The organism is Faecalimonas umbilicata, from assembly GCF_004346095.1.
Classification (GTDB): domain Bacteria; phylum Bacillota; class Clostridia; order Lachnospirales; family Lachnospiraceae; genus Faecalimonas; species Faecalimonas umbilicata.
On sequence record NZ_SLZV01000001.1, the window covers coordinates 165,877 to 191,621 of the forward strand.

24 protein-coding genes are annotated in these 25,745 nt (G+C 42.4%); 2 read left to right on the forward strand and 22 right to left on the reverse strand.

The window, feature by feature from the left end:
- Position 1: 1 nt before the first annotated feature.
- The 22 genes from EDD74_RS00825 to EDD74_RS00925 all read right to left on the reverse strand — a co-directional run bounded on the left by EDD74_RS00825 (position 2) and on the right by EDD74_RS00925 (position 22,856).
- On the reverse strand, positions 2–988 hold the full coding sequence (locus tag EDD74_RS00825) for a LacI family DNA-binding transcriptional regulator (protein ID WP_009263690.1): 987 nt from the start codon (positions 986–988) through the stop codon (positions 2–4).
- A 225-nt stretch (positions 989–1,213) separates the two neighbouring features.
- Positions 1,214–1,957, reverse strand: a complete 744-nt coding sequence (locus tag EDD74_RS00830; protein WP_009263691.1) for a copper homeostasis protein CutC — start codon at positions 1,955–1,957, stop codon at positions 1,214–1,216.
- Positions 1,958–2,090: 133 nt separating this feature from the next.
- A complete protein-coding gene (gene nagE / locus EDD74_RS00835) occupies positions 2,091–3,533 on the reverse strand; it encodes an N-acetylglucosamine-specific PTS transporter subunit IIBC (protein ID WP_116441137.1) in 1,443 nt (480 codons plus the stop codon).
- A gap of 110 nt (positions 3,534–3,643) precedes the next feature.
- Entirely contained in the window at positions 3,644–4,135 is a 492-nt protein-coding gene (locus EDD74_RS00840) for a PTS sugar transporter subunit IIA (protein ID WP_116441136.1), read from the reverse strand.
- A 10-nt stretch (positions 4,136–4,145) separates the two neighbouring features.
- Positions 4,146–5,186 carry a hypothetical protein gene (locus EDD74_RS00845; RefSeq protein WP_116441135.1) on the reverse strand — a complete coding sequence of 347 codons (1,041 nt, stop codon included), beginning with the start codon at positions 5,184–5,186 and terminating at the stop codon, positions 4,146–4,148.
- 13 nt (positions 5,187–5,199) lie between these two features.
- Entirely contained in the window at positions 5,200–6,819 is a 1,620-nt protein-coding gene (ptsP, locus tag EDD74_RS00850; RefSeq protein WP_116441134.1) for a phosphoenolpyruvate--protein phosphotransferase, read from the reverse strand.
- 20 nt (positions 6,820–6,839) lie between these two features.
- A complete protein-coding gene (locus EDD74_RS00855; protein ID WP_008977517.1) occupies positions 6,840–7,097 on the reverse strand; it encodes an HPr family phosphocarrier protein in 258 nt (85 codons plus the stop codon).
- Between the two features lie 97 nt (positions 7,098–7,194).
- The gene (locus tag EDD74_RS00860) at positions 7,195–8,022 is read right to left on the reverse strand and encodes a PRD domain-containing protein (RefSeq protein ID WP_009263696.1); all 828 of its coding nucleotides are present in this window, start codon (positions 8,020–8,022) and stop codon (positions 7,195–7,197) included.
- 270 nt (positions 8,023–8,292) lie between these two features.
- Complete coding sequence (locus EDD74_RS00865; protein WP_116441399.1) at positions 8,293–9,315, reverse strand: alpha-hydroxy-acid oxidizing protein; 1,023 nt, start codon at positions 9,313–9,315, stop codon at positions 8,293–8,295.
- Between the two features lie 66 nt (positions 9,316–9,381).
- Complete coding sequence (locus EDD74_RS00870) at positions 9,382–11,985, reverse strand: zinc ribbon domain-containing protein (protein WP_116441133.1); 2,604 nt, start codon at positions 11,983–11,985, stop codon at positions 9,382–9,384.
- A gap of 2 nt (positions 11,986–11,987) precedes the next feature.
- Positions 11,988–12,998, reverse strand: coding sequence for a serine hydrolase (locus EDD74_RS00875; RefSeq protein ID WP_116441132.1), 1,011 nt, complete (start codon positions 12,996–12,998; stop codon positions 11,988–11,990).
- A gap of 21 nt (positions 12,999–13,019) precedes the next feature.
- Entirely contained in the window at positions 13,020–13,913 is an 894-nt protein-coding gene (locus EDD74_RS00880) for an N-acetylmuramoyl-L-alanine amidase family protein (protein ID WP_116441131.1), read from the reverse strand.
- A 115-nt stretch (positions 13,914–14,028) separates the two neighbouring features.
- A complete protein-coding gene (locus tag EDD74_RS00885) occupies positions 14,029–14,496 on the reverse strand; it encodes a zinc ribbon domain-containing protein (protein ID WP_116441130.1) in 468 nt (155 codons plus the stop codon).
- Between the two features lie 26 nt (positions 14,497–14,522).
- A complete protein-coding gene (locus tag EDD74_RS00890) occupies positions 14,523–16,562 on the reverse strand; it encodes a zinc ribbon domain-containing protein (RefSeq protein ID WP_116441129.1) in 2,040 nt (679 codons plus the stop codon).
- Entirely contained in the window at positions 16,559–17,869 is a 1,311-nt protein-coding gene (locus tag EDD74_RS00895) for a YARHG domain-containing protein (protein WP_116441128.1), read from the reverse strand. The genes EDD74_RS00890 and EDD74_RS00895 overlap by 4 nt, the downstream gene beginning before the upstream one ends.
- Before the next feature lie 32 nt (positions 17,870–17,901).
- A complete protein-coding gene (locus EDD74_RS00900) occupies positions 17,902–18,780 on the reverse strand; it encodes a zinc-ribbon domain-containing protein (protein WP_008977527.1) in 879 nt (292 codons plus the stop codon).
- Positions 18,781–18,804: 24 nt separating this feature from the next.
- Positions 18,805–19,617 carry a zinc ribbon domain-containing protein gene (locus EDD74_RS00905; RefSeq protein WP_008977528.1) on the reverse strand — a complete coding sequence of 271 codons (813 nt, stop codon included), beginning with the start codon at positions 19,615–19,617 and terminating at the stop codon, positions 18,805–18,807.
- Positions 19,618–19,642: 25 nt separating this feature from the next.
- Positions 19,643–19,873, reverse strand: a complete 231-nt coding sequence (locus EDD74_RS00910) for a zinc ribbon domain-containing protein (RefSeq protein ID WP_116441127.1) — start codon at positions 19,871–19,873, stop codon at positions 19,643–19,645.
- 27 nt (positions 19,874–19,900) lie between these two features.
- On the reverse strand, positions 19,901–20,218 hold the full coding sequence (locus tag EDD74_RS00915; RefSeq protein WP_008977530.1) for a hypothetical protein: 318 nt from the start codon (positions 20,216–20,218) through the stop codon (positions 19,901–19,903).
- A 48-nt stretch (positions 20,219–20,266) separates the two neighbouring features.
- Complete coding sequence (locus tag EDD74_RS14970) at positions 20,267–20,404, reverse strand: hypothetical protein (protein ID WP_016441551.1); 138 nt, start codon at positions 20,402–20,404, stop codon at positions 20,267–20,269.
- A 1-nt stretch (position 20,405) separates the two neighbouring features.
- Positions 20,406–22,394, reverse strand: a complete 1,989-nt coding sequence (locus tag EDD74_RS00920; RefSeq protein WP_116441398.1) for a serine/threonine-protein kinase — start codon at positions 22,392–22,394, stop codon at positions 20,406–20,408.
- Between the two features lie 42 nt (positions 22,395–22,436).
- Positions 22,437–22,856: an FHA domain-containing protein gene (locus EDD74_RS00925; protein ID WP_016441553.1), complete on the reverse strand. Its 420-nt coding sequence runs from the start codon at positions 22,854–22,856 to the stop codon at positions 22,437–22,439.
- 329 nt (positions 22,857–23,185) lie between these two features.
- Between EDD74_RS00925 and EDD74_RS00930 the strand changes: the two genes are divergently transcribed.
- A complete protein-coding gene (locus tag EDD74_RS00930; RefSeq protein ID WP_016441554.1) occupies positions 23,186–24,169 on the forward strand; it encodes an ROK family protein in 984 nt (327 codons plus the stop codon).
- 46 nt (positions 24,170–24,215) lie between these two features.
- Positions 24,216–25,445, forward strand: a complete 1,230-nt coding sequence (locus tag EDD74_RS00935) for a methyltransferase domain-containing protein (protein WP_116441125.1) — start codon at positions 24,216–24,218, stop codon at positions 25,443–25,445.
- The last annotated feature ends 300 nt before the right edge of the window (positions 25,446–25,745 follow it).

Here is a 25,745-nt window from a genome sequence, read left to right on the forward strand (position 1 = left end):
TCTACATTTTATTCTTTGTTGTCTCTCCTTTGATCAGCATCACCGGAAACTTCATCTCTCTATCCCTTGGAAGTTCCTTCACAGTACCTAAAATCATCTGCACCGCACATTTGCCCATCTCTTTGATCGGCTGTGCGACTGTCGTCAGCTCCGGTGTCAAAAAACGTCCAAATTTCACACCATCAAATCCAATAATCTGGATGTCTTCCGGTACCCGGTATCCCCTTTTTTGCAGTACTTTATATACCGAAACTGCAGTCATATCATTGCAGGCAATGATTCCGTCTGTGTCCGGATAGCGTCTGAGTACTTCTTCTGCGGCTTTGGCTCCATCCTCATACTTGTATGTACTGTCCACAAAACGCTCCTTCATGCTATGCTGACGACATACTTCCCGGTATCCCTCGTATCGCTTCTTGCCGCTGGACAATTCTTGGGGGCCTCGAATACATGTGATCTGCCTGCATCCACATGCAATCAGATACTCCGCCGCCAGTTTTCCCCCTGCATAATGATCTGCCTCGATCACACTGGTCTGTCCCATCTCATCCAAACGTCTGTCCACAAAAACGATTGGCATGGAAACTGCCTCATAACTCTGGCTTTTTTCTCCGGTATTTGTCATTAAGATCACACCATCCGCCTGAAGCTGTGCAAGCATTTGCAGGTTTGCAAGTTCCTTCTCTTTCTGATCATCCGAGTTACAGAGAAGGATACGATATTCCTGTTCATACGCTTCCTTCTCAATCGCCTTTGCAAGTTCACTGAAAAATGGATTCTCAATATCCGGCACGATGACTCCGATTATCTTTGATGATTTCCGGTATAGCGCCCTTGCAAGTTCGTTTGGTCTGAAACCGGTTTCTTCAATCGCTTTTTCCACCCGTTCCCGCTTCTCCTCATCTACTCTCGCAGTTCCGTTGATCACGCGGGAAACCGTGGCGGGAGACACCCCCGCGCGCTTTGCTACTTCTCTGATACTTGCCATCCACTTTCCCTCCTTTCTGTTCACTGCTCCATTTTCTCCTAAAAATGTGACAAAATTTTCATTATGAAACCCGTTTCAAATCTACTTTTAGTATACCTCTTTCTACTTCTTTTTGTCAATTTAAAGGCAAAAGTATTTTCTCCCCCCTTAGCAAAAAACTCAAAAGCCCTCCCATACAGACAGATATTTTTTCTGTCTACACGGAAGGGCATACCTCACATCCTTTTAAAACTGATCTACAATCTTTCTTGCCTCTTTGATTTTCTCGACACTGCTCTGCCAGATTTCATATTCGCTGAATCCTGGAAGTCCCATATTGACGCCTTCTCTCCGGAAAGTCATTTTACTTTCCACAACAACTTTCCCAGACATATGGTAGGATGCAATTCCAGTCTCCTCATGCAGCTGATCGATGATTTCCGGCTTAATCCCGCTTCCTGCCAAAATCTCTATCCTTCCTCTGCTCTCTTGCTGCAGCTTTGCTAGAAATTCTCTTCCTTCCCATGCAGAGTTTTTCTGTCCGCTTGTCAGAATTGTCCGGCATCCTAATGAGATTGCCTGCTCCAGCGCTTCCAGGGCATCCCTGCTTACGTCAAAAGCGCGATGTAGAGCCACATCCATATCTCCTGCCTCCGCGATCAACCCCTGCATCTGCTCCATGTTCAGGGAACCATCCGGATTCAGGCAGCCGATCACAATCCCGTCTGCCCCCAGCCGCCGAAACAACTTTACCTCTTCTTTCAAAATCTCATACTCATTCTGACTGTAACAGAAGTCTCCGAATCTCGGTCTTAAAAGCACTCTGATTTTAAGGCTTGTCTCTTTGCGGATCTTCTCAAACAATGCCTGAGACGGTGTTGTTCCTCCAATCACAAGATTTCCGCACAATTCAATCCGATCTGCCCCTCCTCTTTCTGCTGCCAAAGCAGACTCCATGCTGTCTGCACACACTTCTAAAATACCTGCCATTTTTTTCTCCTCTCCTGAACCTGATTTCATCTGTATGATACTGTTTCCACTATATCATAAAACCGCCGCCTTGTAACTGCTTCCAGCTACCCGACAGCGGTTCTGTTTTAAAAGGGATTAAACTATCTCATGCTTATTTACAAAGCTTTTTAAATTCATCAGCTACAAACTGAACTTTTGTTCCAATAATAACCTGTACAGCTGTTTTGCTTGGACGGATCACTCCTGCTACACCGGCAGATTTGATCTTATGCTCATCGATTAATGTATAATCTTTGATCTCCAGACGAAGTCTTGTAATACAGTTGTCAATAGAAGTTACGTTTGCCGGTCCGCCGACACCTTCGAGAACAATTTTTGCAATTCCTGTGAAGTCATTGTTTGCCAGTTCTACTTTTGTCTCATCAATATTGTCATCTTCACGTCCCGGTGTCTTCATGTTAAATTTCACAATCACGAAACGGAATACTACATAGTAAACCGCACCAACTACAAGACCGATTGGAATCAGAAGCAGTGGATTCTGTGCAAACGGAGCTTTAAAGCTCAGGATCCAGTCAACCAAGCCTGCACTGAAGTTGAAACCAGCTCTTACCGGAAGTGCTGCAACAACTGCCATAGAGATACCTGTCAATACTGCGTGTACACCATAGAGCGCCGGTGCAAGGAACATGAAGGAGAATTCCAGAGGTTCTGTAACACCATTGAAGAAGGAAGCAACTGCTACTGACATCAGAAGACCTGCTGCCGCTTTCTTCTTTGTATCTTTTGCTGTGTGATACATTGCTAAAGCTGCTGCCGGAAGACCGAACATCATTACAGGGAAGAATCCTGCCATGTACATACCAGTTGTTCCCATTACACCGCCTTCTGCATTTCCCCAGAATTTTGCGATATCGTTAATTCCCGCAACGTCAAACCAGAATACAGAGTTCAGTGCGTGGTGCAGACCGAATGGAATCAGCAGTCGGTTGAAGAAACCGTAAAGACCTGCTCCGATCGGACCTAAATCCATGATAAATTTACCAACAGCTACCAGTACATTGTAAATGATCGGCCATACAAAGAACAGCACTAAGCTGGAAATTAAAGATGCACCTGCGGTAACGATCGCAACACATCTCTTTCCACTGAAGAATGAAAATGCATCTGGTAATTTTGTATTTTTAAATTTGTTGTAGCAGGCAGCTGCGATCAGACCACAGAGAATACCGATGAACTGTGTCTGAACTTTTCCAAATGCCGGGTCTACTTTTTCCACTGCTGTGTTTGTGAGCATTGCCACAACATCTGTGGAAAGTAATGTCGTTGTCATGATCCATGAAACGAGTCCGGCAAGACCTGCGGTACCATCGTTATCGTCAGACATACCAACAGCTACACCAATTGCAAACAAGATTGGCATCTGGTCGATCAGACATCCGCCGCCCTTTAATAAAAATGCTGCAATTACATTGTTTGCCCCCCATCCAGTCGGGTCGATCCAGTAACCGATTCCCTGCAGGATAGCCGCAACCGGAAGACATGCAACCGGAAGCATCAGAGATTTCCCTAATCTTTGAAGATATCTCATCATAATTTTTTCCTCCTTACTCTTAATCCCTTTTGATTCACAATGAAAGTCCTCTTTTTCTTTCATTATTTATTTTACACCGGAGTCCCGGCAATAAAATCCTTAGTAACTTGCTAATTTTTCATCTGAATCTTCACAACATCTTCGCCTGGAACAACATCTTTCCCTGCAAGACCTTCCACCGCTGCGTACTCATCTGTATTACATACGAGGATCGGTGTCACAATATCATATCCGGCTGCCCGAACCGCATCCAGATCGACACTTAACATCAGATCACCTTTTTTTACTTTGTCCCCTGCCTGAACATGAGCCTCAAATCCTTCACCCTTCAGCTCCACCGTATCCAGACCGACATGCACTAAAATCTCCACCCCGTTATCTGCTGTCATGCTGACTGCATGAAGTGTCTCAAATACCATCGCGATCTCTCCATCTGCCGGTGCATAGATTTTGCCCTCAGACGGAACGATTGCAACTCCCTGGCCTAGCATTCCTGAATTGAATGTCGGGTCGTTTACTTCCTTTAACTCTACTGCTTTTCCTTTTGCCACCGCACCGAGCATATATGTATTGTTTTGTTTCTTCTTAAAAAAATTAAACATCTTGTTCCTCCTAGTCATATTGAAAACAGTCTGCAAAGGTAAGACGATTCTTTGCTTCCTTCTCTGACAAATATCGATGTCCTGCCAGCGAACTGCCTTTTGCTCCACTGGCATCTACGTAAACCGTCTGATCCCCAATTTTCACTGCGCACAGAACATACTGTTCATCCTGACTCCATTTCCCATTCCAGTGTCCCATGACAACATGCGAATCCATGCCGGCTCTTCTGCAAAGTTCCGAAAAAATCTTTGCATACCCAAGTACACTTGCTTTTTTCTCGGTAACTGCCACAAGATGATTTTGCAGATACACTTGCTCCAGCATCTCTCCCATATGTGAAAGCTCACTTGCCGTCGTGACAGTGTCATCCGGAACTTTCATTTCTTGATCAAGCCATTTCAGGAAATAGTCAACGGTACTCTTCTGACCGCTGTTTTCAGGAATTCCATCTATGATCTCAGACAGTACACGCTCTGTCTCTTCCTGTTTTTCTTTAATCTTTACTATCTTTTCTTCGTCGTTGACCGACAGGCCTTTCTGGATCTCCTCTGCATTTTTCAGCGTTCCGTCATCTGCAATCTCCCCTGGTGTCTCAATCCCACTGGCACAGGATAAAAACAGCACGACCTTTGTGATCTCATCCTCTGTGATCTTGGAAAAATCTTTCTCATCATTGAGAAGATACACATTGTCTTCATTCATCGGAATATCTACGAATCCATAGAAATAATTATATCCTTCATATTCCAATGCCACCGTGATCCGCTCATATTCTTTTCCGTTCACAGCTTTCGGAAGAGTCAGTATCCCTCCCTGAAATTGCTCAATCTGATCTTTCAGGAACAGATATACTTCCATCTCTTTTTTTGTCAACTGATCCAAATAAAATTCTGCACTTTTTACAGTTTCTTCTCTCGGCTCATCTTTCAGTTCATCCTCTACAGATTGTTCCATCACGCTTTTTCTCTGGAAACCAAAAATAACTGTAAATACTGCCAGTACGATAAGACCGATCAGAACAATCCTTTTATGCCTGCGAATATACTCCATCTGTGCCTTTCTCCTATTCCATCTCACGAATGATCTTTCTTAATTTCAAGATCATAGACGGAGCTACAGAAAGCTCATCTACACCCATGCGTACAAAAGTCTCTGTCAATTCCGGATCTGCTCCTAACTCTCCACAGATACCAGCCCATTTTCCTTCCTGATGTGCGCTGTCCACAACCATTTGAATCATTTTCAAGATTGCTTTATGGTGTGGATTGTAGAAACGGTCAAGTTTCTCATTCTGCCTGTCAATTGCCAATGTGTATTGTGTCAGGTCATTTGTCCCAATGCTGAAGAAATCTACCATCTTCGCCAGCTCATCACTGATCATAACTGCTGCCGGAGTCTCAATCATGACTCCTTCCTCAACATCGTTATATGGGATTCCATCTGCTTTCAACTCTTCTTTGACTTCCTGCACGATTGCCTGTATCTGTACTACTTCCTCTGTGGAGGTGATCATCGGATACATGATTGACAGATTTCCATAAGCAGACGCACGGAACAGTGCCCGCAACTGTGTCTTGAAGATTTCCGGTTGTGCAAGGCAGATCCGAATTGCCCGGTATCCAAGCGCCGGATTTTCTTCTTTTTCAATGTTCAGATAATCCGCCTGCTTATCGGCACCGATATCCAGTGTTCGGATGATCACCTTTTTGCCTGCCATATTTTGCACTGCTTGTTTATATGCCTGAAATTGTTCTTCTTCATCTGGAAGCTCATTCCTTCCGATATACAAGAATTCACTTCGAAACAGCCCGATACCTCCTGCATCGTTTTCCAATACATATCCCATATCTGCTACACTGCCAATGTTTGCATACAGATTGATATGTCTTCCGCCTTTTGTGACATTTTCTTTTCCCTTTAACTGCTGAAGAAGCTCCTGTTTTTCCTTCTCCTCCTCAATTTTTCTCTGAATCCTCTCTTTGACTTCCTCTGACGGATTCACAAAGAACTCTCCATGAAATCCATCCACCGCCGCCTCTGTTCCGGTATGCAGCGCTTCTAAATCCATATCTACTCCGATCAGAGCCGGAATATTCATCATACGGGCTAAAATTGCCGTATGGGAATTCGCGGAACCATGTACAGTCACGAATGCCAGTATTTTCTCCTTATCCATCTGAACCGTCTCACTCGGAGAAAGATCATCTGCCACAACAATGACCGGCTCATCCAGATCCATTACATCTGCCGACTGTCCAGACAGATTTTTTACCAAACGATTCGAAATGTCCTTAATATCTGCAGCTCTTGCTCTCATATAATCATCATCCATGCTTGCAAACATCTGGGAAAAATTATCTCCTGTAGAAGCTACCGCATATTCTGCATTGACCTGCTGTGTACTGATAATATTTTCAATGGATTCTTTGTAATCTTCATCCTCCAGCATCATCTGATGGACTTCAAAAATTGCAGCGCTGGCTTCTCCAACTTCCTTTAATGCCTTTTCATATAATTTTTGAAGCTGTTGTTTAGAAGCCTCTACTGCTTCTTCCACTCTCTGAAGCTCTGCCTGTGTATCTTCAATCTTTACACGCTTTACCACATAGTCATCTTTTTTCAGCACGGATATTTTTCCAAATGCAACTCCTTTATAGACTGATTTTCCTTTCAAACATTCCATACTACTTCTCCTTACATTTTCTACAAATTCGCTTCAAAAAATGACTTCATGCCTTCATATGCAGCTTCTTCATCGCTTCCTTCAATCTGTACTTCTACAGTCTGTCCACATTTTACTGCAAGAGACATCAACGCCATCAGCTTAGACGCTTCCACCGTTCTTCCTTCTTTTGTAATTGTAATCTTACTCTCATACTTCTTTCCTTCTTTTGCAAGCATTCCCGCTGGTCTTGCATGGATTCCCATCTCATCTTTGATTGTGTACTCAAACTTTTTCATTTTACTATCTCCCTTCGTCTTGACAAATTTCTTTCTATAAAAATAGAGTAATTCATAAATATTCTATCATCTTCTTTTTTCACAAACAAGCGATTCCTCAGGCTGCGATCATCCTCTGGATATGAATGGCAAGAAATCCAACCTCTTCCTGCATGATCTGCCTTTCCAGTTTTTCTGCCATGTTATCACAGATTAAAGCGGCAATTTTCATTGCCTCCGGATATTTTTCCTGCACAAACTCATTGAGATCAATGTTGACTGCTTCACCGGTCTTTGTCCGGACAACCATATAATACAGATGACTCATCAGCCGGATGTAATTCAAAGCTTCTTTCTGCATTTCTTTTTCCAAATGTTCTTCTATGATCTGCATACTCTCATCAATAAGCTGTGTTGCCTTTAATGTCTCTGACACCGCTTCATCAGAAAGTCCGGAATGAATATGAAGCGCGATAAATCCTGCCTCATCATCTGAAATCCGATATCCTGTCATCTCCTCGATGATAGATCTGCTCTCTAAGGCTACCGCATACTCTTTTCCAAATAAAATCTTAATATCCGGTATAAACGGATTCGAAAGAAAGATATTCTCTCTCTCCCTCCTCGCGGCAAATGCAAGGTGATCTGCCAACGGAAGTAAAATATCTCCATTGATCGAGTCAAATACTTTCTCTGCCGCCTCAATGATCTTGCCCGCTGTCTCAATGTAAACCGGATCAATCGCATTGACTGCATGGATTGCTGAGTGCTGTTCTTCTCTCACGACCGGTGTGTACACTTGAACTCCCTCATCGATCGTCACCTCATCTCCCGCTCTCTTGCCAAATCCAATCCCTTTTCCTAATAAAATTCTTTCACTGCCATCGCCCTTTTCTTCTGCAAGAAGTGCATTATTATTTAAAATCCTTAAAATGCAGTACACCATCCGCTCTCCTTTTCTTTCGTCAGGATATGAGTCCATCTCCTTCATCGAGATACATAAAAAGGCATAAACTACCTGTTCTACTCACTAATGTTGAATAAAACCGGATAGTTTATGCCTGCATCACCAGTAACACGCTATCAAAGTTCCTATTTTGCAACTTTTGCTTCCTAATACATGAATCTGTATAGATTGTATATCATCTTACCAGTTGTCGTCAAGTTATGTTTTTAACTAATTTTCTTCGATTTTTTTGTGTATTTTTCACAACTTTTATCTTGGCAAATAGATCATTTCTTTTGTAATTTCTTTTAAAGAATTGGCTCCACACATTGCCATCGTATCTGCAAGTTCTGCCCCGATTTTTTCAATGTACGTCTTCACACCTTCCATTCCGCCGCCATAGACTGCTGTGACAAATGGGCGGCAGATCAGCACTCCGTCTGCACCGAGTGCCAGCGCCTTAAAGACATCTACACCAGAACGGATCCCACCATCTACAAATATTTTCACTTTTCCCTGCACTGCCTCCACGATAGCAGGAAGTACCTCCGCAGTGGCCGGGCACTGGTCGAGCACGCGCCCTCCATGATTGGATACAACAATCGCATCGACACCTGCCTCCACCGCTTTGATGGCGCCCCTTGCGGTCATAATTCCTTTTGCGATAAATGGAACTTTTGCCATCTCTGCCACCTGGCGTAATTCTTCCACAGCTTTTCTGCCTGCCGGCGGTGTCATATTTTTTAAGAATGGAAGTCCTGCCGCATCAATATCCATAGCAACCGCAAATGCACCAGAACCTTCTGCCTGCTTCATCTTTTCACGAATGATCTCTATATTCCACGGCTTGATCGTCGGAATCCCTTTTCCTTCCACTCGTCTGATTGCATCGGTCGCATACTTCATTACATCCGGATTTACCCCGTCTCCGGTCATTGCGGCAATCCCCGCCTCTGCACATGCAGCCACCATCACATCATTGTAGGACTGATCATTGTATTTTTCTCCATAATGAAGATTCACTGCCCCAACCGGACCTGCAAAAAACGGATAACGAAATTTCTGTCCCCACAGTACAAAGCTTGTATCCACTTCTTCATGCTCAGAAATGGTATCCATCTGTACACGGATTTCCTGCCATTTATCAAAATTGCGGATGGCTGTATCCCCCATCCCTTTCGCTCCCGGTCCCGGCATTTGATTCCGGCATGCCCTTCCATTGCACACCATGCACGCTTTACAATATTTCCCAATATCTTGTTTTGCATTTGTTACTATTTCCTCGTATGTCATCCTATTTCCTTCTTTCTTTATCATTCATTATTTCTTTCCGCAAACAAATCAGAAACAATCTCACACTTAATTTCCCCAGAGAAGAAATGTCACTGTCTTTCCGTCTGTCAATACTCGTTTCTGTACGGTCTCTCCGGTTATTTTATTGACAGTTACTTCATATAGCACTTGTTCAGCGGTCTCATTTCCCGGTACTTTTGTTGTAACTTTCACAAGGTACTCACTCTTCGTACTTTCCTGTTCAAGCACCGTCATCTCTTCTCCTTTCGCATCCTCTGTTCCCTTCGCATAATATTCTTCTAACTTTTTCTGAATTTCTGAATCAGAATACACTGGTGTCTGTTCTTCTTCCTGTTGTATCGGATTTTCCGGTGTCTTTATCCCTTCCTGACTCTGTCCGGCATTCTCCGTTTCTGCTTCTTTCTTCTTTGCTTCTTCTGCTTTCTTTTTTGCCGCTTCGTCTTTCTTCGCCTTTTCTTCCTGTGCTTTCTTTTCCTCTGCTTTCTTCGCTTCTTCTTTTTTCTTTGCTTCCTCCGCCTTCTTTGCTGCTTCTGGATCTGCTTCCCCGGTAATCCGCTCTGAAAGCGTCTTCCACTTCAGCCCTGACACCGTCTTTCCCATACTGTCCAGTTTTTTCTGGAATGCTTCCTTTGACAGAGCTTCCTTGTCGTTATAATATGGCTGTTCTGGATGTCCCTCCATATCAAAGGTATATTGTTCTGTCTGAATCACTGTATGTTCTCCATCCATCCGATAAAAACTCGCATTTCCATAAGAGGCTCCGCCAGAACCATAGATATACATTGTCCCATTCTCATAAATCTGAAGCAGAGACCGCTCCGCCAATGTCTGATCTTCAAACATATTTTTGGCATCTACTCCATCAAAGCAGTACACTCCTACTACCCGCTCATCACCACCATTGCTCCTGCTTCCGATCAGCAATTCCTTTTCTCCACTCTCATCGATATCATACATCGTATAAATAATTTCTGTTTTCCCCTTATCTGTCTCAGTTAAAAATACTAATAATGGGTTGATATTTGGATATCCCTCTGGATCTTTCTGCACCTCTGATGCTCCCATGAGAAGTGCTTCTTGATATTCATCTAAAATTTTCTGATAGGCTTCATCTTTTTTTTGTTCTTTCTTAAGACGTTCTTCTGTTCTTTTTGCTGCCGCCTCAATTTCTTTTTTGTCAAATTTTAATGTTACCTTACGCTGTACCGGCTTTAATACAGATGAATCATATGTTTCATAAAACTCGCTTAGTTCTTCTGTTCCATTCTGCTCTGTCGTCGTAAGCTCTGCTAAGATTTCCACCCCGCTCTCATCGAATTCAAACCATAATTCTGAATACCCTCTCATCCGTTTTGCAGTGGCATTCAATCCGATTTTTTCCAGTTTTGCAGAAATATCTGTAATCTCTTTCTCATGATCCTCCCCGGTCAGAAGTCCTTTGGTCGATGCATATTCCCGGAAAGTCCCATCGTAGTTCACTGCAAACATTCCATACTCATGTGAACGTGCTGTCAGAGAATACTGATTTGCTGTACTTCCACAGATATAGATCTTTCCACCTGACTCCTTTAAGAAAATACCTTGACGCTCTGTCTCTGCATTTCCCATCACATTTCGAAGTGCAAGATATTCCGCTGCAAGCTTGATACTTTTCTCTTTCTTCTCATACATCTGAAGATAAACATGGTTGTGTTTTTCATCCTTTTTTTCCTTATCTTCCTCACCGGTCTTCAGCATCAGAACAAGCAGCTCTTTTTCTCCATCGCCATCAAAATCTTTCAGTTTGGATGCGAGTACCCCCTTTTGCTTCTCCAGCCGCTCAGGCTGTACTATCTTTTTCTCGCCATCTTTCTTCACATATTTTGATTCATAAGTACTCGCAGTACATTTTCCATATTTCGGTACGAGAACCTTGTCCACATACGTTTCCAGACTGACTGCTTTTGTGTCGTCTATTTTATCCCGATCTTGCGTATGCTCTCCTTTATCTTCTTCCTCCCCTTTATTCTCTTCCTGACTGCTTGAATTTGGGGAAGGTTTCTCATCTGGTACCGGTTCTGCTGCCGGTTTCTCATTACTCTGTGCTTCTTTTTTCGGTACTTCCTGCCCTTTTGCCACAGCACCATTCTCTTTTGCCTTCTTCAAGATTGCCTCTGCCTTTTTTTCTTTTCCCTGTGCGGTATAAATTTCTGCTAATTTATCGTAAGATTTTCGTTCCTTCGGATCAATCTTGATTGACTCCAGATAGAGTTCCTCCGCTTTTTCATACTCCATATCTTCCAGATATTTGTCTGCCATCGCTATCTTCGTCTGAAATGTCTTTTCCTGCTTATCTTTCATCCCGAAATAGACACCTGTCGTCACTCCAGCGATCAGAACTGCACTGATTCCCACTGCCGCAGCAATCCGAAAATTTTTGCGCCTCTTCGTCTCCTGCTGTTCTGCCTCCTGTTTTCTCTCTTGTTCTATCTCCTGAAAATTCTCTGTCTCCTCTGCCTCAAAGTCTTTCTGCAGATTTTCTTCTACCTTTTTCTCTGCAGATTTTTCTTCCTGCGTCGATTCCTGCGGAATCTGAACCAATTCTGCCCCGCACTTTCCGCAAAATTTTGCATGATCTGCATTTTCTGCTCCACATTTCCTACAGTACATACCTATTCTCCTTCCTTTATCTGACTGTAAATTTCAGATGACAATGCCACAATTTTCTCTCGGGCTGCCTGTGTGTCTGTAAGCTGATCTGCCATCACACATAAAATATATGGAGTCTCACCAGCCCATACGATTGCTGCATCGTTCTCTACATCGGCAAGTTCTCCTGTCTTATTTCCTGTTTCTACCCCTTCTGGAATACCCGCTGGAATTTTTCCAGTGCGCTGCTGCTGCTTTAATAAATTTAACATCTGCTCTGCGTGTGGATGTCTCCCTTGGCAAACATCAAACAAAAAATTGCCACAATCCTCTGCTGATGTGTAATTTTCTCCCAGCGTACTGTCTGCCAAAAGCATTCTTCCCATAGAAGAATCTTTGTAACCTTTTTCCTGACAATAAACATTCACCTGTTCCATCCCCGCAGTTTCCTCACCACCGCCGAGCATTCTTGTCAATTCGTTGGCTGCATCGTTATCGCTGACTGTGATCATCGCCGTGAGAAGCCGATCGAGTTCTGCAGCTCCGTACTGTGCTGCCAAACTGTCATACTGTTCATAAACAGCTCCCATAATGTACAATTTGATCAGACTTGCCGCCTTTTGCTTCTCCGCTCCAACTACTGCAAAGGAACCGCTTGACAATTGCTTCATATACACATTCCACTTCTCTCCAAGCGCTGTCCTTTCTGCAATCCTGTTCTGGATCAGCTCTTCCATAGCGGCCATTTCCAAAGGCGCGCGGACTTCCTCTTCCATCTGCTGTTTCTCCTGTCGGGTCTTTGCTTCTGCTTCTTCTTTCTCCTCCAACAGAGTCTGTCTTCTTTTTAAGACTTCCTTTCTCTCTTCTTTTTGTAATACAGCCCCTGCATCGATTTCCTGTGTCTGTTTCTCAATTTCCTTGCACCGACTTTCCAAAAACAGCCATCCAGTTCCAACAGCCAGAAGCATTCCCACACAGACTGCACTGTAAATCCATCCTGCTTTTTTCCCTTTTCCTCTTTCTCTCTTTTTCATACTGCACCCCTTGCCATAGCTCTAATTTCCAACCGCAAAATACTGGTCAATTCCATTTGCAATGCCCTTGACCATTTTCTTTTCATACTCCGGATCCTGCATATTTACATCATCCTGCTCATTGGTCATGTATCCCATCTCCAGAATGATAACCGGAATCTGACTCCAGTTGATCCCAGTCATGTTATCATAGAGCTGCACTCCGTCATTTTCCATACCACACTCCTGACAGTAAGCATTGATCACAGCTTCCCCGAGCGCATAGCTTTTCGGATGAAGTGCTCCAACATAGGGATTTTCTGCGGAAGGTACCATCGTCATTGCTCCCTTTGCCAATGGATCCTCACTTCCATTTGCATGGATCCTCACATAAATATCGGCTCCTTCCTCCGCTGCCATAAGCGCTCTCTCACTGTTGCTGATTGCCGTATCATGATCTTCTCTTGTGAGTACCACTTCATATCCTCTCTGTTCCAGTTCCAGACGAAGCTGCTTGGAAATATTTAATGTCAGTTCATACTCCGGAACATTTGTATAACGACCCTGCGTACCAGAAGATGCCTTCGCTTTCATTTCCTGCGATCCTGGTCCCATGGGCTCCAAGTCGCTCATATCTACATTCGGACCTTGATGACCCGGATCGATTGCAATTTTCTTTCCCTTCGCCTGTGGCTGTTCCTCAGTGATCACTTCTTTTTTCCCCTCTGCCTCTCTTTGTGCCTGTTCTTTTTCTAGTTCTTCCACTTCTTTTTCCAGTTCCTGAATTTCCTTCTCTATATTCTGCGCTGCTTCTTTTGCTGCTCGCTTCTCTGCTTTCGCTGTATACAATTTTCGCGCCGCTGCAGCGCATCCGACTGATACAATGACCAGCAGACAAGTGCAGGAAACTACTATGATTTTCTGACTTGTTTTCACAATTTCCCCCCTTCTTTCCAATAGCTCTGGCACACTGTGATAAAAGACAGAGATGTCTCACACCTCTGTCTTTTCGCCTATCCGTCTCTCACTCACGACTGCGGACAGATTTTCTTTATTCTTGTTTTGTTCCGCACTTTGTGCAGAAAACTGCCCCTTGCGGAATCTGTTTTCCACACTTTATGCAGAACCTCACTTGCTGCTGCGAAGCCTGCATTCCTTCCTTCATATCCTCTACTTTTGCTCCGCATCCTACACAAAACGCCATTCCCGGTTCCAACACTGCGCCACACCTTGGGCAAGTCTTAATGCTCTCAATCGCCTCAATCTCCGAACGGATTGCTTCAATTCTTTGATAACTTGACTGAACCATCCGTACCAGCTCAGCCAGCTGTGGCTCTGGATCATTCTGCTTTAACTCATAATACATATGACCAAGGTTCTGACAATATTTATCAATTTTTTTCTGCTCTTCATTGATCTGTGATTTCAAACTTGTGATATCAGCCATTCCTTTTGCTTTCTGCATGACATTTTGACCTGTGACTGAAATTTTCTTTCCTAATTCATCAAAAAAAGCCATTATTCTCTCTCCTTCTCTTCCTGTTGCTAATTGTACATTCCTCCAAACAGGCAAGTGACATCGTCATCCAGCTCGATGAGTTTATCCTTTCCTCTGTACAACTTCAATGTTCCCGTAGAGTCATCGTCATCATAATCTACAAGGACCGCTATTTTTTTCTCATCTACGACTTTATAATCAAAAGCATCATCTGCGATCACTTTTGCATTTTTTCCGTCAAACATCTTTAACGTAAACAGATTCTTGGAAGTATTGTAGTCTGTCTTATAGATTGGATATTTCTGTTCTTTCGTAAATTCTAAGGTACCTATCATAACATCACTGTCAATCAATTCTTCATTACAATACAGATCCCCCATTCCTTCATCCATATCCGTCAGATAATAAATATCTCCGTCTTTTGCACCCATCATGACATCTACATCTTCTGCAATGACACTGCATTTTCCATCTGCTTTCTTACCTGTCTTGAAGGAAAGAAGCTGGCTTTCTTTTATTTCGCCATCCTTATTTCTTTCTACTTTCATTGTATACCCAATATTCTTTTCATCATCGACAAGGAACCTCTGCTCTCCCATTCCCTCCTTCAAGTCTGCATCCAAAGTCACAATCTCTTTTCCATTGTAAATGCAAGTCTCTGCCGACTCCTGAAGTGCCTCATAGTACTTCTGGTCTACGTCATAAATTTCATCTAATTTTGATGCTCTAATTTTCGGCAGCTCTTCCATCTTAAATCTTGTGAATAACACTGTGTCAGAATTATCCTGTGCATAAATGTCACTGCTGAGTTTCTTTGCGACCTCCACTTCTTTTCCATCTTTATAGCAGTACAAGGAGTTCTCAGACACCTCGATAGAATGCTCTTCCAATTCTTCCAAGAACCACTCCATATCCTCATCGCCGTTGGTGTCATCTTCTACAATATCCATCGCATTGATCTTTTTCTCATCCATCTTTACATAATACAACGCTTTATCTTTTTCATTGTTGGAAACAACCCACCCTACATCCGATGCGATTTTCTCTCTTTCTCCAAAATTTTCAATCAGATAAAGTTTATCATCTTCCTGTACAACAATCTGTTTCAAATCATCCCCGATGATGCAATTTTCTGCGCTCTTAGAAAGTTTCTTTTTCTCTTTCTTTAAATTGATATCCTGCTGATACAATGCGCTCTTGCCGTTGTTCTGTTCGATCCACACAATATTTTTTTGCTCTTTATCCAGTTTAAATCTGGTAACATCTGATGCAATTTTTTCTTTCTTGCCTTTCCGATCACTAATATATAATGTATCGTTTCCTGCCTTTAGATAAACGATTTTATTATTATCAAGCAGTTTATATTTTGTAACGGAATCATCAATCTCTATTGCTCCGCCTTCTTTTCCGACTTTCTGGAAGTTCAGATCAAATTCTGTCATTCCATCTTCTGCTTTGACATCTGTCGGATAGCAGATATATTTTCCATCTTTGGAATAGGTAACACGCATACCATAAATCTCATCTTCATCACCATAAGATCCACTGTATTCCATCGGATCTTTTTTGTATTTTTCCAAGTCTGTCTGCATTACCTTTCCGTCTTTTAAATACGCAATCTTTGTATGTGCATCATCTCCGAATGCATTCACAAGGAGAGCAGCCCCTCCGATGACAACGACAGCTGCCGCTGCCACACCAATGATTTTTCCGGATGAAATCTTTCCGCTCGAATTGCCCCCAAGCGGTTTAGAACCTCCTGCATTTTCCCCAACGCCGGATTCATCCATTTCCATATTCTTTCCACATCCGCAACAGAAAACAGCATCCGCGTCATTTTCACATCCACAATATGGACAATACTTGTGTTCCTCTTCTTCCGGCTCTGAATAAGAACCTCTTATTTCTGCACCAAGGAGAACTGTCTCCTCCTCATCTCCTGCATTTGCCTGACAGTCTTCCTGTTCCAGATTTTCTGCCAGCTCTTTCTTTTGTGCTTCCACACAATTTTCCTCTAACTTTGCTCCACATGCAAAACAAAATTTTGAATTTTCCGGTAATTCACATCCACATTTTGTACATCTCATCGTAACTTATAACCTCCACTGTCAATTGCAAATTCTCTGGCACTTAGTAAATCTGCATTTTTTATCTCATAGTCATTTAACATATCATTAGTAAACTGCGACGGTTCAATCGTTCCCCTATACCACGATTTACTTCCAAAATATTCTTGTAATTCTACTGAGTCAAACTTTCGTCCTCTTCTCGCATAAATTTCATTTTTCGCGTAATTGAGCTGCTGCAGAGACAGTCCACTGATATCACTCTCTGTCAGATAACGGCTGTTGCTATCCGGAATAATGTACTCACTGTCTTTTTTGGCAACTGCATTCTTTTTATCAGTTTCCGCTTTTTCGGCTGTTGCGATCAGTTTCTCTAACTTCTCCTGATCTCTTACCAGTTCTTTTGCATCCTCAAGAATCTGTACTGCATCTTTAGGTGTCCCTTCCGCAATAAGACGACTGCTCTCCTCTTCCAGATATTTCATATAGTCTGCATCACACTGTTTGAGCAATTTATTGACAACCTCATCTTCCTCATCTAGCTCCTCACTAATGGAAGTCAAGTGCTTTATCGCATATTTATAATTAGAAATCTTTGTATATTCTGAGATCTCTTTCTCTAATCCTTTTCCGAGATCTTCCACAAGACTATCATACTTCTTTTCCTGTGTTTGCTCCAGATCATCCACATCAATCTCTTCTAATTCCTTTTTTGCTTCCACATAGTCTAACTTTCCATCTTCAAAATCTTCTCTGATTTCTTCTAACTGTCCGCTGACTTCATCTTTTTTCTCTCCTTTTTCTACCCTGACGGAATCGTTCTCATCGTCTTTCTCATAGTCTGCAACGCTTCCTGAGCTACTCTCATATGGAGCTAAAATCATAGATCCCATGATCCCGGCAATTCCCAGCACACTTACAACAGTCATTGCTGTTGCAATCCATTTTCCTCTCCCGGACATCCCAAAGACAGCTGCTACTGCTGCAATCACTGCGAATGCCGATGGCAAAATGTAGATCAGATACGGATAAATCTCTTCCAGAGCTCCACCGGAAAGTGTGTCTGCCAATAGAAATCGAAGGCTGATGAAGCTGACTGCTGCCAATGCTAAAAAGACTGCTGCAATTACTAACGGCGTTTTATTCCAGCTACCATTTTTCTTGCTTTGCGATTGCTTTTCCTTCTTTGGCCTTTCTTTCTGTTTTTTGGGTTGCTCTGATTCTTGCTTATTTTTCTGACTGCCACTTTCCCTCACAGAATCGTTCTGGCTACGACAGTTGCATATTTCTCCTTCCTGGATCTTGCGACCACAATATTTACAATACATTCTCATCCCTCCATTCTTCTTATCCTTACTTTTTAATAAGGAAGCTTCCCTCTTAAATAATATACTCTTTCTTTTGTCATATCTGCTGCCGGTCCATTTGGAAAACTAGAGTGATCAATTGTCGTTCCCTGCCAGTAATTAGCAATCATCGCCTCTTTCTGTTGGATCCAGCTAACCTGCTCATCTGTAAGATTTCCTAATTCTGCTCCCGGAAGCACTGCCTCCAGTTCAGCCCACAGCTCATTTAGCAAATTATCCCACAGTTCATATCTGCCCTGTGCAATACTCATCTGTCTCTCCACAGAATCCCCTGCGGAAGCTTCTGCCGCTAATTGTTTATCAGCTGCCTCTGTCGAAGCCAGTCTCGAATCCCACCATTCTTGCGCCGACATTTGAGAACTGCTATTAGAAGAAAGATTGGACTCGCTTTCTGCTTGCTCCTGTACCTTCTTTAATTCTTCCTCTTTTTGCTGAAGCTGTTCTTTTAGTTCCTTCTCTTTTTGCTCTTGTTCTTCTGCTTCTTTCTTTTTCTTCTCTTCTTCTTTCTGTTCTTCCTTTTCTCGTGCTTGTTCTTCCGCTTTCCGTTCTTCTTCTATCTCTTTTTCTCTTTTCTCATGTTCTTCTTGCACCGCCTCCAGCCGTTTTTCCTGGATCACATATACTGCAAAAATTCCACCGCAGAACATCACCAGCACAAGACCGATCAGAATCCCCATCCATAAATTCTTTTTCTTCTTTTTTCCAGATTGCTGCTCATCGCCTGCTTCTTCGTTATCCTCTTCCCAATCTTGGAATCCATCTTGATCATTTTGTTCTGAATTTTTATCTACCTCTAAAAGTGGAGAACCACAACGTTTACAAAACTTTTTATCCTCCTCATATTCCGCACCGCACTTCTGACATTTCTTCATCTTCTCTGATTCCTTCCTCATCCCTTATTGCTTCGTTCCACATTCCATGCAGAAAAGATGGCCCGGTTTTACAATACTTCCGCAGTTCGGACAAATTCTTTCTTGAAGTTCTTCTTCTTTTTCCGCTTCCTTCTCCGCTTTCTCTTCTCCATATCTCGTACCGCACATAATACAAAACTCCTGATCTTCTTCCATAGGCGCTCCACATTCTTTGCATACTTTCTCTGAGGATATGCTCACCGCCTCCTGAAGTTCCTGCACAAATGGATCTTCGTTTTCCAGTTCCAGTGGCTCCTCTGTACTGATCGGCTCAACCTCTTCCTCCGACTGTTGTTCTTCTGCAAGGATTTCTTCTACCGATTCTTTTGCCGCTGAAGCTTCCTCTTCCAAAATTTCTTTGACAATTCTATCTTCTTCTACAGCTTCCTCTTCTTTTTCTGCAAGGAGCTTTTCTTCCTCTCTCAGTTCCTCTTCTTCCTGGATCAGTTCATCCACGGATGGCTGTTCTTCCTGAATTTCTTTCATCTTATGTCCACAATTATTGCAGAAATTAAAATGAATGCTGACTTCATATCCGCATGCCGGGCATACCACAATCCCTTTGAGTGCAAGAATCTCTTTTTCATAATTTTCTACTGTCTCCTTACTCTCCCGAATCTGCGTACACATCTCCATCAATTCGCTCTCTGCCCTGTCCCCATACACTTTGTAATAAGTTTCTCCAAGCTCCCTGTAAATCTTTTCCTGTCTTTCCTTCTCTGAAGAAACCGCTGCTGTCAGCTTCATGATTTCTGAAATATTTTTTGTTTTCTGTGCCATTCCATCAAAAAATTCCATAATAATGTCCTCCTTATACTTTTCTCTATCCTATACGGCATCCACATTTGCCGCAAAAGATTGCCTGTCCTTTTAGCTCATTCCCACATTGCGGGCAAAAAGCTTTCTCGTCGTTCTGTTCCTGACTATATTTCAGCTCAGTAATTGCATCAAATAATGGTAAGAGTTCCGGAAGAGGGTCTTCAAACCGTCCTTCATAATATGCCTTTCCAAGCTTTGTGTACAAATTTTCAAGTTTCTTCTCTATATCCTTCATCCTTTCATCCCTTCTCTCATTTCCACCTTATTCTAACAAAAAGCTGTTCTTTCGTGACGCAATCCATATCTCCATGCCACGCGGCAGATAATAGATGCGGTTCTTTCCAAGTGGCTGTCCACTTTTTAAATATACTGTGCTTGTCTTCGCCGGCTGCACTGCATATTCTTCACGCTGTTCAATATACCAAATTCCTGCTTCTGCACCTTCCGGGGTCTGATCCACATAAATCTGTTCACCCTCGATATGAAAAAATACTTCACACCGATTTTCCAGCAACAATGTCCTATCCTTGTAACTTCCTTCTTTTCCGGTAACCGCCCCTTCAAATTTCTGATTGCTCATCTACTCCCGCCCTTCTCTCTATCACTGTTTCCTACTGTTTGATTTTCTCTACTCCATACTGATTTCTTCCAGAAGATGTTTTCTCTGTCTTCTAAATCTTCCAATCGTGCTGACTAGAAATAGTACGCAGGCAATTCCCCCAAGGCTTCCTGCTGCTACCATGATCCATCCGGGTGTCATTCCCATTTTACAGCCATCCTCCCTTCTTAGCCTGCGCATACAACTGTTCCAACAAATCCATCTCCATATCCTTTTGTTCCTCATCCTCATACAGTTCCATCGCCTGCTCATAAAATTCCTTAAACTTTTTGTAATTTCTCGCATCGTTTTTCAGTAATTTTTGCCGGTCAATTTCAAGAAATGCGTATCTTTTATAGACATTATAATCTTCCCCGTAAGATTCTTCCATTGTTTTTAAATATTTTTCTGCCTGATCAAGATTTTTTTGTTTCTGACAGAGAATCACAAGATTATTGTATGTATCATAAGATTCCCATCCATTTTCAATGATCTTCTGGAAATTTCTAATTGCCTCTTCTCTGTATTTTCCAAGACCTGTATTCTCTGCAAGATCGATGTTCACCTGCGCCAACCGCTCCAGAATCATCATCTGATTTTCCAACGGTAGGGAAGCTTCTGCCTCCTTCAGCAACTTCTGCTCTTGTTCCCGGTTATCCTCTTTTTCATACAATTCACTCATCATCAGATATGCCCTTGTCTTCAGGTCTGTATCTTTAGTGATCTCGATACATTTCTGGAAAGAAGTCAGCGCCTGTTTTGGTTCCTCCAAAAATTTTTCGACCTCTCCCTTCGCATAATACAGTGCATCCTCGTTGTTTCCTTGCTCCATCGCTTCTTCCAGAATTTTCTCTGCCGATTCCGGGTATCCGGCATATGCCAATGTGATCGCATAATCCTTATAATACATTTCTGCACCCTCACCGGTCTTTTCAAGCAGTTCATACGTCTCTACCGCATCTTCATATTCTTCCATCTGAAACTGACTGTCTGCCTTTAAATAGTAGATATCCGCCATGCGCTTCGCATTTTGCTTTATCTTCTCATTCTGAAGAATATCATAATCAATAAATGCGATACACTCCTCATATGCTTTCTGTTCATACAGTGCACAGGCATTCTGATAATAGCTCTCCAACGAAGACGGTCTTAGTCTGACTGCCTCCCGATAGACCTCTTCTTCCTTGTCAAACTCCTGCTCCGCAATCAATTGTTCCTGCTTTTCCACCAGTTCATTGTAGCGATCTATCTTCTCAAGCCTTATCGTATATACACCATACCCAGTCAATGCGATACAGCCTGCCAGACAGGCACACCCGATCACACGCTCTGCCCATTGACGTGCCAGAAGCATCTTATAGCGCCTATCCTTCTTCGGAAGCATCTGTAATGCCTGGAGCATCTCCGCCGCACTCTGAAACCGTTTCCTTGGATCCTGCTCCAGCGCTCGCTCAATCACGGATGCAAAGGTCTCCCCTGCCTTTTCATTTAAAAGTGTCCGATCCGGCTTTCCCTCGTTCTCTGTAAGCTTTTCTCCTGTAATAATATGATACAACGTTGCCCCAAGACTATATAAGTCTGCCCGTTCATCAATCTTTACGAAATTTTCACGAATCCCTTCCTTTATGTTTCTCACTCGCTGATATTGCTCCGGAGAAGTATATCCATCTGTATATCCAAGCACAGTGCCCGAATTCATAAAAAAGGAAATATTGAAATCAATCAGACAGATATCTCCTTTCGGAGTCAACATAATATTGGCAGGTTTGATATCTCCATGAATGATCGGCGGAATCTGTTCATGAAGGTACTGAAGCGCGCTGCATAACTGCATAGCCCAGCGAATCACTTCTTTTTTCTGAAAATATCTGCCTTCCTGAAGCAATGTTTTCAGAGATTTTCCGGGAATAAAACTCATGACCGTATATGCATTACTCCCAATCTCAAAGAAGTCCAACACTTGCGGCAGGTAAGAATGGTTCAGATTTTTTAAGATATCTACTTCTTTTCGTTTCTCTTTCAAAGCCATTCCCTGATTTTTGATCTGCTTTACAACAACTTCTTTTTTTAGCCGCTTATGGATTGCCTTATATACAATCCCTCCGCTTCCTTCTCCTAATTTTCCAATAATCTCATATGTATCTGAAAACTTTTCCACTCTGCTCTCCCTCTGTCCCATCTGCTTTTTCTTTTGCATTTTCTAATCTATTCTAAATTGAAACTTCTCATCTGCAAGATAAAAAAACTTTCCATCCTCCAACTTTTCCTGACTCTGAATGCTTTTTCCATCCACAAAAGTATGGTTCAAAGAATTCAAATCTTTCAAAAAATAGATCCCATTCTCCTCAGCGATGTAAGCATGCCTTCTGCTGATTGCCGGATTTCCCTGTATGGTATAATCTACGTCAGCAGACTTTCCTATTATAAATGGGCTTTTCTTCACTTCCATCTTTTCATCTGTCCGCATTCGTATCACATATGCCTTACCAGTCCAATGATTTTTCTTATTCAATGGAAGTATTTCCTCTCGTATGAGGATCTCCTCCTGAAAGCCACTCTGTTTTCTCGGTGGAATTTCCACCTCTGCCCGGTATCTCCATTCATTCAGATCCTTTTCCACTTTTTCCTCACCTCTTCTACACGATCTCTTGGCCGCTGCCGTTTGAATGATTTTCCATCCCTTTCTTTTCCACAATTCCTCCGATCAAGATGTTCGCTATCATAATAAATTATAGCAAAAATGCCTTTTTTTGCCAATATCTTCCACTTTCTTTTCTCATAGAACGGATTATATTCCGACAATAACCTCTTTTTTATTTCATTGATATTTTCCATAAATCATCGGACTTATAGAAAAATATAATTTCCCTTTTAAAATGGCAGAGCGCAGTGCTATAATGAATCCCGTAAAAAATAAATTAGGAATCGCAGATTCAGAAAGGTCGGACAATGAATACCTCTCAATATATTATCGGCATTGATCTTGGGGGAACTAACCTCAAAATTTCTGCCTATACTTTTTCTCAATTTCATAAACTGTATGAACGGCGAATCGCTACCCGCCCAAAAAAAGGCTGGGAATATGTCATGAACCAAATTCATACCGCGATTTTGGAACTATATACCGTACTTCCTAAACAAAATGCTGTCTGTATCGGCGTTGGAATTCCCGGACTACTTGATATTGAAACCGGCGTTTCTATCTTTTCTTCGAAATTTCCAAAATGGGAAAATATGCCCGTTGCCAGATGGCTGAGCGAGAAAACAGGTCTTCCGGTCTATATAGACAACGATGTCCGTGTAAACCTTTATGGAGAATGGCTATGCGGTGCCGGAAAACACAAAAAAAATATCGTACTGCTCACACTTGGAACTGGAATTGGCGCCGGAATCGTTATAGATGGTCACGTTCTCTATGGTGCTACGGCAAGCGCTGGTGAAATCGGACATATGAATATGTTCCGTCCTGGACGTCCCTGCCGCTGTGGAAGTGATGGCTGTCTGGGACGCTATGTCTCTGCCTCTGGTATTCTTGATACAATAAAAGAAAAAATCGCCGCTGGAAATTCCACAATCATGTCAGAATGGGTAAATGGAAATCCAGATAAAATTACTGCAAAAATGATTTCCAACGCCTATGACCTCGGTGACCAGATGGCTATCGACACAATGAATGAAACGGGAGTCATATTAGGCTACGGACTTGTAAATGTGATCAATCTGTTCAACCCTGAGATTCTTATCATAGGCGGCGGAATGTCGGCTGCAGGAGAACGGCTTTTACAACCTGCTCGCAAAATTGTAGCAGAACATGCGCTGCGACTTTCCCGCGAACATTGTACAATCGTAACTGCCCAGCTTGGTGATAGTGCCGGAATGCTTGGTGCTGCACTTTATGCCAGACAGCGGTTTGAAAATGGAACTCGTTTTTAAACTCAAACGAGTAAACGACAATAATTATGAAAAAGGAAATAACTATATGGAGAAGCTGAGAAAAGAAATAGAAACATACCTTCCATTCAATGAACAGGAAGAACAAGATCAAAGACAATTTTTAAGACTTCTGGAACACATGCCAGATCTTCTCACCAGAGAAAATGATGTTGCCCACATCACAGTTTCTGCATGGATCGTAAATCCAAGCCGCACAAAAGTTCTGATGGCATATCATAACATTTACCAATCATGGGCTTGGCTTGGCGGGCATGCAGATGGGAACCCGGATGTCAGAGAAGTAATCCGAAAAGAAATTGAGGAAGAAAGCGGTCTGACAGACATCCGCTTCCTCACAGATGACATTTTTTCTCTGGAAAGTCTGACTGTAGATGGACATGAGAAACGTGGAACGTACATTTCCTCTCATCTCCATCTAAATCTCACTTTTCTTCTGGAAGCCGATGAACATTTGCCACTCCGGATCAAACCTGATGAAAACAGCCAGATCGGATGGATCAACGTATCTGAGATTGCAGAAAAATCTACGGAAAAATGGTTCGTCGATAGAATTTACTTCAAGCTTTGTCAAAAAGTTCTCCGGGATTTTCCTCCCAGAGAATATTATAAAGCATACGAGGACAGGTATAAGACTATTCACCAAAAAGGAGCCAGTTGGTTCAGCAATACTCCCACTCCAATCGTGATGGAGCTACTTGAAAAATATGGAATTTCTCTCTCCTCCCCAATTCTTGAAATTGGCTGTGGTGAAGGGAGAGATGCGAAAGCTTTGCTGGAAAAGGGATATTGTTTGAAAGCCACCGATGTTTCTCCGGAAGCAATTTCCTACTGTAAAGCTGCCTTCCCTGAACATATTTCTAATTTTCAAACTTTAGACTGCTTGAAGGATCACCATCCTTTCTCATATACTTTTATCTATTCGGTTGCAGTCATTCATATGCTCGTACCGAGTAAGGATCGGACTGATTTTTATCAGTTTATTTATCAGCACTTAACCGAGAATGGTCTCTCTCTGATCTGCACTATGGGTGATGGAAAAATTGAGCGGGAGACAGATATCCGCAACGCTTTTCGTGTAGAAGAACGAGAGCATAGCTCCGGCAGTATCCCTGTCGCTTCCACATCATGTAAAATGGTGTCTTTCTCCACTTTTGAAAAAGAACTAAAAGAAAATCATTTTACGATTATAGAAAAAGGTCTCACGGAATCTTTTCCGGATTTTCCGATCCTGATGTATGCCCTCGTAAAAAAATAGTATACCTAAGCCGGGATTGTTCTGATATGTTTCTGTCGATCCCGGTCTTTTTTGACTTTTTTCTTCCCTAGATATCCCTTCTTGTTTTTAAATACAAAAAAAGACATCTGCTCCTGCAAATATCTTCTCTCTTTTCTATCTCTTCTCTTTTTCATATACCTTCAAAATCACATACAGTCAACTACTTTTCTAAGTTTTTCTCTTGCATCCATTCTCCTATCACCACTTGGTTATGCCCTCGACCGATTAGTAACAGTCAGCTCCATACATTACTGCACTTCCACCTCTGTCCTATCTACC

Excerpts from the sequence above, each read along its gene's own strand:
- EDD74_RS00825 (WP_009263690.1), bottom strand. The coding sequence starts at position 988 with ATGGCAAGTATCAGAGAAGTAGCAAAGCGCGCGGGGGTGTCTCCCGCC.
- EDD74_RS00830 (WP_009263691.1), bottom strand. The coding sequence starts at position 1,957 with ATGGCAGGTATTTTAGAAGTGTGTGCAGACAGCATGGAGTCTGCTTTG.
- nagE (WP_116441137.1), bottom strand. The coding sequence starts at position 3,533 with ATGATGAGATATCTTCAAAGATTAGGGAAATCTCTGATGCTTCCGGTT.
- EDD74_RS00840 (WP_116441136.1), bottom strand. The coding sequence starts at position 4,135 with ATGTTTAATTTTTTTAAGAAGAAACAAAACAATACATATATGCTCGGT.
- EDD74_RS00845 (WP_116441135.1), bottom strand. The coding sequence starts at position 5,186 with ATGGAGTATATTCGCAGGCATAAAAGGATTGTTCTGATCGGTCTTATC.
- ptsP (WP_116441134.1), bottom strand. The coding sequence starts at position 6,819 with ATGGAATGTTTGAAAGGAAAATCAGTCTATAAAGGAGTTGCATTTGGA.
- EDD74_RS00855 (WP_008977517.1), bottom strand. The coding sequence starts at position 7,097 with ATGAAAAAGTTTGAGTACACAATCAAAGATGAGATGGGAATCCATGCA.
- EDD74_RS00860 (WP_009263696.1), bottom strand. The coding sequence starts at position 8,022 with ATGGTGTACTGCATTTTAAGGATTTTAAATAATAATGCACTTCTTGCA.
- EDD74_RS00865 (WP_116441399.1), bottom strand. The coding sequence starts at position 9,315 with ATGACATACGAGGAAATAGTAACAAATGCAAAACAAGATATTGGGAAA.
- EDD74_RS00870 (WP_116441133.1), bottom strand. The coding sequence starts at position 11,985 with ATGTACTGTAGGAAATGTGGAGCAGAAAATGCAGATCATGCAAAATTT.
- EDD74_RS00875 (WP_116441132.1), bottom strand. The coding sequence starts at position 12,998 with ATGAAAAAGAGAGAAAGAGGAAAAGGGAAAAAAGCAGGATGGATTTAC.
- EDD74_RS00885 (WP_116441130.1), bottom strand. The coding sequence starts at position 14,496 with ATGGCTTTTTTTGATGAATTAGGAAAGAAAATTTCAGTCACAGGTCAA.
- EDD74_RS00890 (WP_116441129.1), bottom strand. The coding sequence starts at position 16,562 with ATGAGATGTACAAAATGTGGATGTGAATTACCGGAAAATTCAAAATTT.
- EDD74_RS00895 (WP_116441128.1), bottom strand. The coding sequence starts at position 17,869 with ATGTATTGTAAATATTGTGGTCGCAAGATCCAGGAAGGAGAAATATGC.
- EDD74_RS00900 (WP_008977527.1), bottom strand. The coding sequence starts at position 18,780 with ATGAAGAAATGTCAGAAGTGCGGTGCGGAATATGAGGAGGATAAAAAG.
- EDD74_RS00905 (WP_008977528.1), bottom strand. The coding sequence starts at position 19,617 with ATGGAATTTTTTGATGGAATGGCACAGAAAACAAAAAATATTTCAGAA.
- EDD74_RS00910 (WP_116441127.1), bottom strand. The coding sequence starts at position 19,873 with ATGAAGGATATAGAGAAGAAACTTGAAAATTTGTACACAAAGCTTGGA.
- EDD74_RS00915 (WP_008977530.1), bottom strand. The coding sequence starts at position 20,218 with ATGAGCAATCAGAAATTTGAAGGGGCGGTTACCGGAAAAGAAGGAAGT.
- EDD74_RS14970 (WP_016441551.1), bottom strand. The coding sequence starts at position 20,404 with ATGGGAATGACACCCGGATGGATCATGGTAGCAGCAGGAAGCCTTGGG.
- EDD74_RS00930 (WP_016441554.1), top strand. The coding sequence starts at position 23,186 with ATGAATACCTCTCAATATATTATCGGCATTGATCTTGGGGGAACTAAC.
- EDD74_RS00935 (WP_116441125.1), top strand. The coding sequence starts at position 24,216 with ATGGAGAAGCTGAGAAAAGAAATAGAAACATACCTTCCATTCAATGAA.